Source organism: Streptomyces zaomyceticus (assembly GCF_014656215.1).
Lineage (GTDB): Bacteria > Actinomycetota > Actinomycetes > Streptomycetales > Streptomycetaceae > Streptomyces > Streptomyces zaomyceticus.
Genome location: NZ_BNBZ01000004.1, coordinates 248,234 through 261,264, shown reverse-complemented (window position 1 = coordinate 261,264; position 13,031 = coordinate 248,234). Strand labels below are relative to the sequence as shown.

Below are 13,031 nucleotides of genomic sequence, written 5' to 3'. Positions count from 1 at the left end.
GGACGAACCCGGCATCGCGGGCGGCGCGGAGGGGTGAGAAGGGGCCCGGGGCGGTTTCGCACCGCCCCGGGCCCCCGGGTTCTCCTCCGGCCGGCGCCCGGTCGGGCGTCGGTCCGCGGGCCTCACCGGCCCCTGGACTCCCCGGAGAGCGTGGAGTCCATGGAACCCGTGGGCCTCGTCAGCCCATGAACTTCTTGAACTCCTCGGGGAGCTCGAAGTCCTTCGGTGCCTGACCCGGCGCCGGGAGGCCGAAGGCGCCGCCCTGCTGCGCCTGGTCGCGGCGCTCGGCGGCGGCCTGCTCCTCGGCCTTCCGCTTCATCGGGTTGCCGCTCTTGCGCTTGCCCTTGGCCTGCTTGATCTGCTTCTTCTGACGGCCGGGGCCGCCACCCATGCCCGGCATGCCCGGCATGCCGGGGAGGCCACCGCCCTGGGCCATGCGGGACATCATCTTGCGGGCCTCGAAGAACCGCTCGACCAGACCCTTGACCGCGCTGACCTCGACGCCCGAACCCTTCGCGATACGGGCGCGGCGGGAGCCGTTGATGATGGTCGGGTCCTGGCGCTCGGCCGGGGTCATCGACTTGATGATGGCGGCCGTGCGGTCGACGTCCCGCTCGTCGATGTTGGCGATCTGCTCCTTCATCTGGCCCATGCCGGGCAGCATGCCGAGCAGCTTGGAGATGGAGCCCATCTTGCGGACCTGCTCCATCTGCGCCAGGAAGTCGTCGAGCGTGAACTCCTGGCCCTTCTTCGAGGCGAGCTTCGAGGCCATCTTGGCGGCCTCTTCCTCGTCGAAGGTCTGCTGCGCCTTCTCGATGAGGGAGAGCATGTCGCCCATGCCGAGGATGCGGGACGCCATGCGGTCCGGGTGGAACGCGTCGAACTCGTCCAGCTTCTCGCCGTTGGAGGCGAACATGATCTGCTTGCCGGTGACGTGCGCGATGGAGAGCGCGGCACCACCGCGGGCGTCGCCGTCGAGCTTGGAGAGCACGACGCCGTCGAAGCCGACGCCGTCGCGGAAGGCCTCGGCGGTGTTGACCGCGTCCTGACCGATCATGGCGTCGACGACGAAGAGGACCTCGTCGGGGCTGACGGCGTCGCGGATGTCCGCGGCCTGCTGCATCAGCTCCTGGTCGATGCCGAGGCGGCCGGCGGTGTCGACGATGACGACGTCGAACATCTTGGTCCGCGCGTACTCGATCGAGTCCTTCGCGACCTGGACCGGGTCGCCGACGCCGTTGCCCGGCTGGGGGCCGTAGAAGGCGACACCGGCGCGCTCGGCGACCACGCCGAGCTGGGTGACGGCGTTGGGGCGCTGGAGGTCGCAGGCGACGAGCAGCGGGGAGTGGCCCTGGCTCTTGAGCCAGAGGCCGAGCTTTCCGGCGAGGGTGGTCTTACCGGCACCCTGGAGACCGGCGAGCATGATGACGGTCGGGGCGGTCTTGGCGAACCGCAGGCGGCGGGTCTCGCCACCGAGGATGCCGATGAGCTCCTCGTTGACGATCTTGATGACCTGCTGGGCCGGGTTCAGGGCCTGGGAGACCTCGATGCCGGTGGCGCGTTCCTTGACCTGCTTGATGAAGGACCGGACGACCGGCAGGGCGACATCCGCTTCGAGCAGCGCGATACGGATTTCGCGCGCGGTGGCGTCGATGTCCGCCTCGGACAGACGGCCCTTGCCGCGGAGGTTCTTGAAGGTCGCTGCAAGGCGGTCGGAGAGGGTATCGAACACGGCGGTCGCGGATCCTCGGTGTCGGGGGCGGTCGGATTGCCCTCCAGGGTATCGGGCCGCTCGAAGTGTGTGCCCCCGCCCGCCGAATCCGGCGCGCGGGGGTGGTGCGGACCGGGCGTCCGGGCCGGGGATCAGCGGAGCGCCGACTCCAGGGTCCGGGCCAGGTCGATCGCCTCCTCGTCGGGGAGGAGGGTGCCGTCGGGCCGGGTGACGTACAGGGTGTCGACGGCGTTCGCGCCGAGTGTCGACACATGTGCGCTGCGTACGCGGACGTCGGCGCCCTCCAGGGCGCGGCCGATGCGGTGGAGGAGGCCGGGGGCGTCCTGGGCGCGGACTTCGATGACGGTGGCGAGGCGGGAGTCGGCGGCGGCGACGGTGACGCGCGGCGGTGGCGCGGTGAGGCCGCGGCGGCGGGGGTAGGCGGCCTCGCGTTCGGCGAGGCGGGCGGGGATGTCGAGGGAGCCGTCGAGGGCGCGGACGAGGTCGGCGCGGAGGCGGGCGGCCTCGGGCAGGGAGCCGTATTCGGCGGCGACCCGCCAGTCGAGGACGAGGACGGGTCCGGTGCCGGTGCCCAGGTCGGTGGGGAGGTCGACGGCGCGGAGGTCGGCGGCGCGGACGGTGAGCCGGTGCAGGGCGAGGACTCCGGCGACGGCGGGGAGGACGCCGGGCTGGTCGGGCAGGGCGATGACGAGTTCGACGCCGACGGGTTCGGAGCCTTCGCCGTCGGCCTCGGGGTCCACGGGCTGCTCGCTCCGGGTGCGCAGGGCGAGGACGGGTTCGCCGGTGCGCAGGGCCTCGATGGCGAGGCGTTCCTGTTCGGCGCTGGGGGCGGCGGCCTCGGGGTCGGGCGGGGTCTCCCCCGCCAGGACGCCGGCGACGCGTTTGACGAGGTCGGCGACGAGCGAGGCGCGCCAGGAGGACCAGGCGGCGGGTCCGGTGGCGAGGGCGTCGGCCTCGGTGAGGGCGTGCAGGAGCTCCAGGGTGCCGACGGTGCCGACGGCGGTGGCGACGGAGCGGACGGTGGCGGGGTCGTCGAGGTCGCGGCGGGTGGCGGTCTCGACGAGGAGGAGGTGGTGGCGGACGGCGGTGGCGACGGTGGTGACGTCGGTGCGGTCGAAGCCGATGCGGGTGGCGAGGTCGCGGGCGATGGTCTCGCCGGCGACGGAGTGGTCGCCGGGCCAGCCCTTCCCGATGTCGTGGAGGAGGGCGGCGACGAGGAGGAGGTCGGGGCGGCCGACGCGGCGGGTGAGCGAGGAGGCGCGGACGGCGGTCTCGACGAGGTGGCGGTCGACGGTCCAGGTGTGGACGGGGTTGCGCTGGGGGCGGCAGCGGACGCGTTCCCAGTCGGGGAGGAGCCGGGTGACGATTCCTTCGGCTTCGAGGGCTTCCCAGACGGGGACGGTGGCCTCGCCGGCTCCGAGGAGGGTGACGAGTTCCTCGCGGGCCTCGGCGGGCCAGGGCACGGGGAGGGGTGCGGCGGTGGCGGCGAGGCGGCGTACGGCGTGGAGGGAGATCGGCAGGGCGGACTGGGCGGCCGCGGCGGCGGCCCGCAGGGGCAGGACGGGGTCGCGTTCGGGGCGGGCGGTGCGGGCGAGGACGACTTCGCCGTCCATCTCGACGACGCCTTCGGCGAGCGGGGTGCGCTCGACGGGCGGTTTCCCGGTGGCGGACCTGCCCGCGCCGCCCCGGCCGCCGAGGAGGCTGCGCAGGCGGGGCCGGGCGGAGCGGGCCTTGAGGACGCGGTTGACCTCGCGCCAGGTGACGTCGGTGGCGTACGAGATGGTCCGGGCGGCCTCGTAGACCTCGCGGAGCAGGGTGTCGGCGTCGAGGAGGCCGAGTTCGGCGGCGACGGCGTCCTGCTCCTGGAGGGCCAGCCGGTCGGTGGCGCGGCCGGTGGTGAGGTGGAGGGCGTCGCGGGCGTCGAGGAGGCGGCGGCGGGCGCCGTCGAGGCCTTCGCGGGGGGCGTCGGCGAGCCAGGAGGCGGCGACGGCGCGGAGGGCCTGGGCGTCGCGGAGTCCGCCTCTGGCCTCCTTGAGGTCGGGTTCCAGGAGGAACTGCAGCTCACCCATGCGTTCGGCGCGTTCGCGGCAGAGTTCGTCGAGTTCGGGGAGCCGTTCGGGTGCCTGGTTGCGCCAGTCCGCGAGGACGGTGGTGCGGAGGGCGGCAACGAGTCCGTGGTCTCCGGCGAGGGGCCGTGCGTCGAGGAGCCCGAGGTGGACCTTGAGGTCCTCGGTGGCGGTGGCGCGGGCTTCGGCGGGGGTGCGGACGGAGTGGTCGAGGGCGAGTCCGAGGTCCCAGACGGGGTACCAGATGCGATCGGCGAGGGCGGCGACGGCGGCCTTGTCGGCGCTGCCGTCGTGGAGCAGGAGGAGGTCGAGGTCGCTGCGGGGGGAGAGTTCGGCGCGGCCGTAGCCGCCGACGGCGACGAGGGCGACTCCCCGGGGTGGCGCGGCCGCCGTGAAGAGTCCGGACAGCCAGTCGTCGGTGAGCCGGGCGAGGGCGGTACGGCGCGGCGGCCCGGACCGCTCCTTCTCGTGGAGAAGGAGCAGCCGGGCCGCCGCGTAACCGCCGGGTCCCGATTCTTCGGTCTCTTCGCTGACTTCGAGGCTCGTCACCCGGCGGCTCCTTCGTGTGCGTACGGTGCGTCCGGACCGCTGCTTACAGGGCGTCCGGGCCGCGTTCGCCGGTGCGGACGCGTACGGCGGTCTCGACCGGCACGCTCCACACCTTGCCGTCTCCGATCTTGCCGGTTCGGGCGGCCTTCACGACGACGTCGATGAGCTGTTCGGCGTCCTCGTCCTCGACGAGGACCTCGATGCGGATCTTGGGAACCAGGTCGACGGTGTACTCGGCGCCCCGGTAGACCTCGGTGTGGCCGCGCTGGCGGCCGTAGCCGCTGGCCTCGGTGACGGTGAGGCCGTGGACGCCGAACGCCTGGAGGGCCTCCTTGATCTCGTCGAGCCGGTGCGGCTTCACGACCGCGGTGATGAGCTTCATGCGTCCACCTTCTTGTTCTCCGTGACGGCCGGGGCGGGGGCGGCGGTGGAGCGCGAGGACGCGCCGCCGCCGGCTCCGCTGAAGTCGTACGCGGTCTCGGCGTGCTCGACCTGGTCGATGCCGGAGACCTCGTCGTCCTCGCTGACCCTCATGCCCATGGTCTTGTCGATGATCAGGGCGAGGATCGCGGAGGCGATCAGAGAGTAGGCGAGGACGGCGAAGACGCCGACGGCCTGCTTGCCGAGCTGTTCGAGACCGCCGCCGTAGAAGAGGCCCTTGGCGTCGGACTGGACGCCGCCGGTGGCGAAGAGGCCGACGAGGAGGGAGCCGATGACACCGCCGACGAGGTGGACGCCGATGACGTCGAGGGAGTCGTCGTAGCCGAACTTGTACTTGAGGCCGACGGCCATGGCGCAGAGGAGACCGGCGATGGCGCCGACGGCGATCGCGCCGAGGGGGCTGACGGCGCCGCCGGACGGGGTGATGGCGACGAGGCCGGCGACCGCGCCGGAGGCGGCGCCGAGGGTGGTGAAGGAGCCGTGGCGGATCTTCTCGTAGGCGAGCCAGGCGAGCATGGCGGCGGCGGTGGCGACCTGGGTGTTGACGAACATCACGGCGCCTACGCCGTCGTCGTTGCCGAGCCACGAGCCGGCGTTGAAGCCGAACCAGCCGAACCAGAGGAGACCGGCGCCGAGCATGACCAGCGGGAGGCTGTGCGGGCGCATCGGGTCCTTCTTGAAGCCGACGCGCTTGCCGATGACGAGGATGACGCCGAGGGCGGCGGCGCCCGCGTTGATGTGGACCGCCGTGCCGCCGGCGAAGTCGATGACGCCCATCTCGAAGAGCCAGCCGCCGGCGCCCCAGACCCAGTGGGCGACGGGGAAGTAGACGACGGTGACCCAGAGGGTGATGAAGAGGGCCCAGGCGGTGAACTTGACGCGGTCGGCGAGGGCGCCGCTGATCAGGGCCGGGGTGAGGATGGCGAACATCAGCTGGAAGACGGCGAAGACGTACACCGGGATGGTGTAGCCGTCCCAGAGTTCGGTGACGCCGATGCCGCTGAGGCCGACGTAGTCGGAGGACCAGCCGATGATCGAGCCCGAGTCGGCGCCGAAGGCGAGGCTGAAGCCGTAGAGCACCCAGAGGATCGTGACGATCCCGAGGCTGATGAAGCTCATCATCAGCATGTTGAGGGTGGACTTGACGCGGACCATGCCTCCGTAGAAGAAGGCGAGTGCCGGGGTCATCAGCATGACCAGGGCGGAGCAGATGAGCATGAACCCGGTGTTGGCGGCAGACAGCTCGGGGGCGTCTGCTGCCAGGGTCGTGATGGCTGGTGCCATCGGCGTCTCCTCGTCGTCGGTACGGCCTGTGCGGGGCGGGGCCGGAGAGAGCGGCCGGCCGCGAGGGGCGTGGCCGGTTATGGGCCAGAGATTCGCGCAGCGCGGTTTCCGTCGATGCCGCACGATGTTTCGCGACGGTGACGAAGGGGTGTGGCGTGTTACGCGGCCGTGAACGTCTGGGTCACGGGCACGTAACGGGCCCCTCTCCCGAGATCGCCCCGCGAAGACCGCGACCATCGATGGACGAGCCACGACGGCGATCAGCCACATCCGCGAGAGCGGCGCCGGTTCAGGCGCAAAAAGGGGAACCGGCCGCGCCGGGCGTCCGTGTGACCTTGCGGCGGGGGAGCCGAGTCGGGCAGTACGGGACGTCCGGCGCGGCCGGAGTGCGGGGGCGCGGGGCGCCGGGTGGGGTCAGACCGCTTCGGCGGCCTCGGGCAGCAGCTGGGTGAGCCGGTCGGTGAGCTGGACGACCTCGGCGACGTCGCTGTAGTTGCGGGCGGCGTGGTCGACGGTCTTGCGGAGTCGGGTGTTGACCCGCTCGGACCGGATGCTGCGGGCGACTCCGAGGGCCTTCTCGGCGAGGACGACGGACTGCTCGGGCTCGCGCTTGAGGAGGTGGACGGTGGCCATGCCGATGAGGTTGAGGGCGTACGACCGCTGGTGGTCGGGGTCCTTCTCGAAGAGTTCGACGGCCCGCTCCATGACGGGCTCGGCGAGTGAGGCGTAGGTCGGGGAGCGGCCGGCGACATAGGCGAGGTCGCGGTAGGAGTGGGAGTTCTCGCCGTTGAGTTCGGCCTCGGAGAAGAAGCCGATCCAGTCGGGCTCGGGCTCGCCGTCGAGGCCGACGTCGGAGAAGGTGTCCTCGGCCATCCGGACGGCCCGCTTGCACTTGGAGGGCTGGCCCATGTTGGCGTAGGCGCGGGCCTCCATCGCATACAGCATGGCCTGGGTGCGGGCGGTGGCGCAGTCTCGACTGCCGTACTGGGCGAGGTGGATGAGTTCGAGTGCGTCGTCGGGCCGGCCGAGGTGGATCATCTGGCGGCTCATCGAGGACAGGATGTACGAGCCGAGGGGCTTGTCGCCGGCTTCCTTGGCGGCGTGCAGGGCGAGCACGAAGTACTTCTGGGCGGTGGGCTGGAGGCCCACGTCGTAGCTCATCCAGCCGGCGAGTTCGGCGAGTTCGGCGGCGCAGGTGAAGAGGCGCTTGGCGGTGGCGGCGGGCTGGGGTTCCTGGAGGAGGTCGGTGACCTCGTGGAGTTGTCCGACGACGGCCTTGCGGCGCAGTCCGCCGCCGCACTGGGCGTCCCACTTGCGGAACATGGCGGTGGTGGATTCGAGGAGGTCGAGCTCGATCTCGGAGAGCCGGTTGGGGCGGCGGGCGTCGGCGAGCGGGTCGGGGCGCTCGATCTCGCCGACGGGGGTGGGGACGAGCCAGCGCTGCATCGGTTCGATGAGGGCGGGTCCGGCGGCGAGCGACAGGGACGAGCCGAGGAAGCCGCGGCGGGCGAGCATGAGGTCGCTGCGGGAGAACTCGCTGAGCAGGGCGACCGTCTGCGGGCCTGCCCAGGGCAGGTCGACGCCGGAGACGGAGGGCGACTGGTGGGCGGTGCGCAGGCCGAGGTCCTCGACGGCGACGACGGAGCCGAAGCGTTCGGAGAACAGCTCGGAGAGGATCCGCGGGATGGGTTCGCGCGGCTGCTCGCCGTCGAGCCAGCGGCGTACGCGCGAGGTGTCGGTGGAGATGTGGTGGGCGCCCATCTGGCGCGCCCGCCGGTTCACCTGACGTGCGAGTTCGCCCTTGGACCAGCCGCTGCGCACGAACCACGAGCCCAGCTGCTCGTTCGGGCGCTTGCCGGCAGTCGTACCGTCTGCGCCGTTGCCGCCCACTGGAACGCCCCCATCCACCTGATTGCCTGTCGTGCGAACCCCTATCAGAATGCCGTGTCTCGCGGCACCCGTCCGGCGTTCGCGCTCCTTCGAACTGGAAACCGGGTTGCCTCCGGCATACCCGCGCGCGCAAGCCGACCCGGGGTTCGAGTACCGAAAGTAATCCTACGATCACCCGTCCACGAGGGCGATTCAAGAAACGCCACCATTCGCCACCCCTTCGAATGAACTCGCCGCCCGCGGAACGCGATTCACTTGACATGCGACGAACCGGAGTCGGCGGACGGAAGCGCGGCGAGGCGCGCGCCCCGGCCCGCACCACCCCGCACGCGACCGCACGCCATCTTCGGCGACGGAAGCGTGACGAAGGGTGACGACGGTGCTCCGGGTCGTAACCACCGGCGCGCTCTACCCGTTGGAGGGGGCATGGGTTTCACGATCGGCGGCATTCGTGAGATGCGGTCCGGCGCACGCCGCCGCGTACGCACCACGGAGTGCACCGCGGTGGCGGAGTACACAGGACTGTGGGGCTGGGACGTGGCCCCCGGAGCTCGGGCCGTCTCCGGCCAGTGCTCGTGCGGGGACCGGGCCTGCGCGGCTCCGGGCGCGCACCCCCTCTCCTTCGCGGAACCGGTCCCGGCGGGCGCCGGGCTCGACGACGCGACCAAGGCGTGGTCGGAGTATCCGGGCGCCGCGCTGATGCTGCCGGTGGGCAGGGCCTTCGACGTGATCGAGGTCGCGGAGGCGGCGGGCCGGCGCGCCCTCGTCCGCCTGGAGCGCATGGGGCTGCCGCTGGGTCCGGTCTGCGCGACGCCGACCGGCCGGGCGCGGTTCTTCGTGGCGCCCGGGGCGGCGGCGGAGCTGCCGCAGCTGCTCTACCGGATGGGCTGGGACGACGCCGATCTCGACCTGCACTGTCTGGGGCCGGGAACCCACATCACCGCTCCCCCGTCGGACCTGGGCGGTCTGGGTCCGGTGCGGTGGCTGCGGCCCCCGACCCTGGACACGGCGGGTGCGCCGCCGCAGGCACGGCTGCTGCTCGGCACCCTGGCGTACATCTGCCACCGCACGCACTTCTGAGACCGGCTGCGCGGAAGGGCCCTCGCCACCTGGTGGCGAGGGCCCTTCCGCGTACCGTACGAGGCGTCAGTCGCCGATCAGGGCGTCGACGAAGGCGCCCGGCTCGAACGGCGCCAGGTCGTCCGGGCCCTCGCCCAGGCCGATCAGCTTGACCGGGACGCCCAGCTCGCGCTGGACGGCGACGACGATGCCGCCCTTGGCGGTGCCGTCGAGCTTGGTCAGCACGATGCCGGTGATGTCGACGACCTCGGCGAAGACACGGGCCTGGGTCAGGCCGTTCTGTCCGGTGGTGGCGTCGAGGACGAGGAGGATCTCGTCGAGCGGGCCGTGCTTCTCGACGACGCGCTTGACCTTGCCGAGCTCGTCCATGAGGCCGGTCTTGGTGTGGAGCCGGCCGGCGGTGTCGATGAGGACGACGTCGGCGCCCTCCGCGATGCCCTCCTTGACCGCGTCGAAGGCGATCGACGCCGGGTCGCCGCCCTCCGGGCCGCGGACGGTGCGGGCGCCGACGCGCTCGCCCCAGGTCTGGAGCTGGTCGGCGGCGGCGGCGCGGAAGGTGTCGGCCGCGCCGAGGACGACGGACTTGCCGTCGGCGACGAGGACACGGGCCAGCTTGCCGGTGGTGGTGGTCTTGCCGGTGCCGTTGACGCCGACGACCATGACCACGCCCGGCACGTCCGCCGGGCTCTCGGTCTTCACCGTGCGGTCGAGGTCGGGGCCGAGGAGCGCGACGAGCTCCTCGCGGAGCAGACCGCGCAGCTCCTCGGGGGTGCGGGTGCCGAGCACCCGGACCCGCTCGCGCAGTCGCTCGACGAGCTCCTGGGTGGGGGCGACGCCGACATCGGCCGTGAGGAGGGTCTCCTCGATCTCCTCCCAGGTGTCCTCGTCGAGGTGCTCGCGGGACAGGAGCGTCAGCAGCCCCTTGCCGAGCGAGTTCTGGGAGCGGGCGAGCCGGGCCCGGAGCCGTACGAGACGGCCGGCGGTGGGCTCCGGGATCTCGATCTCGGGAGCGACGGGCTCGGCGACGACGGGGTCCTCGACGGCGGCCGGCGTCTCGACGGCCTCCTCGGCGGGGAGTTCGACCTCCTCGACCGTGCGGCGTGGTTCCTCCCGCGGCGTCTCCGCCTCCTCGCCGACATGCGGTTCGGCGGGCGGAGCGGTGATGGTCGGCGTGGTGGACGGCGGCTCGGCCGGCGGCAGCTGCTTCTTCTTGCGGCCGCTGATCACGAGCCCGCTCGTCACGGCGACCGCGACGACCAGAGCGATGACTACAGCAAGGATGAGTTCCATAACCTGACCAGTATCGGCCAAGAAGCGTCGGAAGACGGAGCACGTACGCTGGGTGGGTTCCCCCCACATCTGTACGGAGTACCCCCATGCCCCACGACGCCTCCGAAGCCGCAGGCGCGACGCACGACGGTGCCATGGAGACCCGAGGTCTCGAACCCGTCCCCGACGCCGAGCGGACCGGCCGGGTCCGCGAGCTCTTCCCGACCTGGGTCGCCGCCAACATCAGTGTGCTGCTGCTCACCATGGGCGCCGGTCTGATCGTCTTCAACGGCCTGAACTTCTGGCAGGTGCTGACCGTGGCGATCGCCGCGCCCGTCCTGTCGTACGGGATCGTCGGCCTGATCTCGATCGCGGGGAAGCGGGGCGGTGCGCCGGGGATGGCGCTGTCGAGGGCCGTCTTCGGCCAGCGCGGAAACCTTTTTCCCGGGGCGCTGATCTGGGTGGCCCGCTGGGGCTGGGAGACCATCAACGCGGTCACCGGCGCCTACGCGGTGCTGACCGTCCTGGACCTGCTCTTCGGCGTGAAGTCGAACACGCTCCTCATCGTGGTCACCCTGCTGCTCTTCGTGACCTGCACGTTCCTGGTCTCCGGGCTCGGGATCAACGCGCTCCGGGTGTGCAGCAAGTGGTCCACCTACCTCTTCGGCGCCTTCTCGGTCCTCGTCCTGGCCTATCTGGTGGCGAACACGGACTGGTCGGCGGTCTTCGACAAGCCGGCCGGTTCGACGGCGATGATGGTCGCCGGCATCGGCACGATCGCGGCCGGCGGCATCAGCTGGGTCCCCTCGGGCCCCGACTTCACCCGCTATCTGCCCCGTACGGCCTCGTCGAGGGCGATGGTCGGCTCGACGGTCGGCGGCGCCGGGATCGTCGTTCTGCCGATGGTGCTGATGGGCGCGGTGATGGCGGTGTCGACGCCGGATCTGGCCTCGGCGCAGGACCCGGTCTCCTTCATCGGCGAGCTGCTGCCGATGTGGATCTCGGTGCCGTACCTGGTGATCGCCCTGCTCGGGATGCTGCTGATCAACTCGATGTCGATGTACTCGGCCGGGTTCACGGCACAGACCCTGGGCATCAAGGTGTCGCGTGCGGCGGCGGTCAGTGTGAACGCGGTGATCAGCCTGGTCTTCGGTTTCCTGCTCATGGTGGTGGCGACCAGCTTCATCGGCTCGTTCATCTCCTTCCTTACGCTGCTCGCGGTGGCGTTCTCGGCGTGGATCGGGGTCTTCGGCGCGGACATGCTGCGGCGCCGGTCGTACGACGCGGTGGCGTTGATGGACACCACCCGGACCAGTGCGTACTGGTACCGGGGCGGTTTCGCCTGGCAGGCGATGACGGCCTGGGCGGTCGCCCTGCTCGTGGGGCTGCTGTTCACGAAGGTGGACTGGTTCTCCGGTCCGCTCGCCTCCTCGTGGATCGGAGAGAACGGCCTGGGCTGGGCGGCGACGATCGTGGTGGCGGGCGCGCTCTACGCCGTACTGCCGCGGACGACCGCGGAGGCCCCGGTGGAGCCGGTGGAGCCGGCCGAGGTCCGCGAGACCGTTTCCGTCTGAGCGTTCTCATCTGACACTGCGTCAGATACTGTCCCCCTTCGCCGGTATCCCACTCGCGGAGGGGGACTTCCCATGCCCTTCACAGTCGTACGGTTCAACCTCGTCGACCCGGACGCGACCCCCGAATCCCTCTCGGAGCGCTACCGGGCCGCCGTCCGGATGGCCGCCCACGCCGACCGGCACGGGGTCGACACCGTGCAGACCGAGGAGCACCACGGCGTCGAGAACAACTGGCTGCCCTCCCCCTTCGCCTTCGCGGGCGCGGTCTTCGGCGCCACGGAGCGGATCGCGGTGACGGTGTCGGCGATCATCGGGCCGCTGCACGACCCGCTGCGGCTCGCCGAGGACATCGCCGTCCTCGACCTGCTGAGCGGCGGACGCCTGGTGACGGTGGCGGGGATCGGCTACCGGCCCGAGGAGTACGAGGAGCGCGGGGTCGACTGGGGGCGGCGCGGCAAGCTCCAGGACCTGCTCCTGGAGACCCTGCTCACGGCCTGGACCGGGGAGCCCTTCAGCTACCAGGGCCGTACGGTACGGGTCACCCCGCGGCCCTTCACCCAGCCGCATCCGATGCTCCTGGTCGGGGGCTCGTCGCGGGCGGCGGCCCGGCGGGCGGCCCGGCTCGGGCTGCCGTTCTTCCCCAGCGCGCATCTGCCGGAGCTGGAGGCGTACTACCGGGAGCGGTGCGCGGAGTACGGCACGGAGGGCTGGACGATGATGCCGGCGGAGGTGACCCCGCTGCTGCATCTCTCGGAGGACCCGGACCGGACCTGGGCGGAGTACGGGGAGCACTTCCTGCACGAGGCGCGGACGTACGCCTCCTGGCAGTCGAAGGACATCCGCTCGGCGGTGCGGTCGGCGGCGACGACGGTGGCGGAGCTGCGGGCGGAGGGGGTGTACCGGGTCGTGACTCCGGAGGAGTGCCTGACGCTCGGTCCGGAGAGCCTCGTACTGCATCCGCTGTGCGGCGGGATGCCGGTCGAGGAGGGGTGGCGGAGCCTGCGGCTGTTCTGCGAGGACGTGCTGCCCCGGCTCACGGCCTGAGGGCGGGGGGCCGCGGCGTACCCGCCCCGGCTCACGGCCCGAGGAGGCCGGCCACGGCGTACTGCCCCGGCTCGAGGCGGGAGGCCTCGGGCCGGGGCAGTT

Annotated in this window: 9 protein-coding genes; 3 read left to right on the top strand and 6 right to left on the bottom strand. The window is 71.8% G+C overall.

Features of this window, described 5'->3' with window-relative positions:
* Positions 1–178 precede the first annotated feature (178 nt).
* The 5 genes from ffh to nsdA all read right to left on the bottom strand — a co-directional run bounded on the left by ffh (position 179) and on the right by nsdA (position 7,962).
* Positions 179–1,732: a signal recognition particle protein gene (ffh, locus tag IE311_RS08280; protein WP_189830917.1), complete on the bottom strand. Its 1,554-nt coding sequence runs from the start codon at positions 1,730–1,732 to the stop codon at positions 179–181.
* Between the two features lie 131 nt (positions 1,733–1,863).
* Positions 1,864–4,347 (bottom strand): [protein-PII] uridylyltransferase, encoded by a 2,484-nt coding sequence (locus IE311_RS08275; RefSeq protein ID WP_189830916.1) that lies wholly within the window; start codon positions 4,345–4,347, stop codon positions 1,864–1,866.
* Between the two features lie 43 nt (positions 4,348–4,390).
* Positions 4,391–4,729 (bottom strand): P-II family nitrogen regulator, encoded by a 339-nt coding sequence (locus IE311_RS08270; protein WP_015036464.1) that lies wholly within the window; start codon positions 4,727–4,729, stop codon positions 4,391–4,393.
* Positions 4,726–6,072, bottom strand: coding sequence for an ammonium transporter (locus IE311_RS08265; RefSeq protein WP_189830915.1), 1,347 nt, complete (start codon positions 6,070–6,072; stop codon positions 4,726–4,728). Before IE311_RS08265 ends, IE311_RS08270 begins: the two co-directional genes overlap by 4 nt.
* A 414-nt stretch (positions 6,073–6,486) precedes the next feature.
* Complete coding sequence (gene nsdA, locus IE311_RS08260) at positions 6,487–7,962, bottom strand: transcriptional repressor NsdA (protein ID WP_189830914.1); 1,476 nt, start codon at positions 7,960–7,962, stop codon at positions 6,487–6,489.
* A gap of 426 nt (positions 7,963–8,388) precedes the next feature.
* Here nsdA and IE311_RS08255 point away from each other — a divergent pair, with 426 nt between their 5' ends.
* The gene (locus IE311_RS08255; RefSeq protein WP_189830913.1) at positions 8,389–9,042 is read left to right on the top strand and encodes a bifunctional DNA primase/polymerase; all 654 of its coding nucleotides are present in this window, start codon (positions 8,389–8,391) and stop codon (positions 9,040–9,042) included.
* 66 nt (positions 9,043–9,108) lie between these two features.
* On the opposite strand, the gene ftsY is transcribed toward IE311_RS08255, so the two are convergent.
* Complete coding sequence (gene ftsY, locus IE311_RS08250; protein WP_189830912.1) at positions 9,109–10,332, bottom strand: signal recognition particle-docking protein FtsY; 1,224 nt, start codon at positions 10,330–10,332, stop codon at positions 9,109–9,111.
* Between the two features lie 86 nt (positions 10,333–10,418).
* Between ftsY and IE311_RS08245 the strand changes: the two genes are divergently transcribed.
* Together IE311_RS08245 and IE311_RS08240 are read left to right on the top strand one after the other, a co-directional pair.
* Entirely contained in the window at positions 10,419–11,885 is a 1,467-nt protein-coding gene (locus tag IE311_RS08245) for a cytosine permease (RefSeq protein WP_189830911.1), read from the top strand.
* Positions 11,886–11,957: 72 nt separating this feature from the next.
* The gene (locus tag IE311_RS08240) at positions 11,958–12,929 is read left to right on the top strand and encodes an LLM class flavin-dependent oxidoreductase (RefSeq protein ID WP_189830910.1); all 972 of its coding nucleotides are present in this window, start codon (positions 11,958–11,960) and stop codon (positions 12,927–12,929) included.
* Positions 12,930–13,031 lie beyond the last annotated feature (102 nt).

Excerpts from the sequence above, each read along its gene's own strand:
- IE311_RS08270 (WP_015036464.1), bottom strand. The coding sequence starts at position 4,729 with ATGAAGCTCATCACCGCGGTCGTGAAGCCGCACCGGCTCGACGAGATC.
- IE311_RS08265 (WP_189830915.1), bottom strand. The coding sequence starts at position 6,072 with ATGGCACCAGCCATCACGACCCTGGCAGCAGACGCCCCCGAGCTGTCT.
- IE311_RS08255 (WP_189830913.1), top strand. The coding sequence starts at position 8,389 with ATGGGTTTCACGATCGGCGGCATTCGTGAGATGCGGTCCGGCGCACGC.
- ftsY (WP_189830912.1), bottom strand. The coding sequence starts at position 10,332 with ATGGAACTCATCCTTGCTGTAGTCATCGCTCTGGTCGTCGCGGTCGCC.
- IE311_RS08245 (WP_189830911.1), top strand. The coding sequence starts at position 10,419 with ATGCCCCACGACGCCTCCGAAGCCGCAGGCGCGACGCACGACGGTGCC.
- IE311_RS08240 (WP_189830910.1), top strand. The coding sequence starts at position 11,958 with ATGCCCTTCACAGTCGTACGGTTCAACCTCGTCGACCCGGACGCGACC.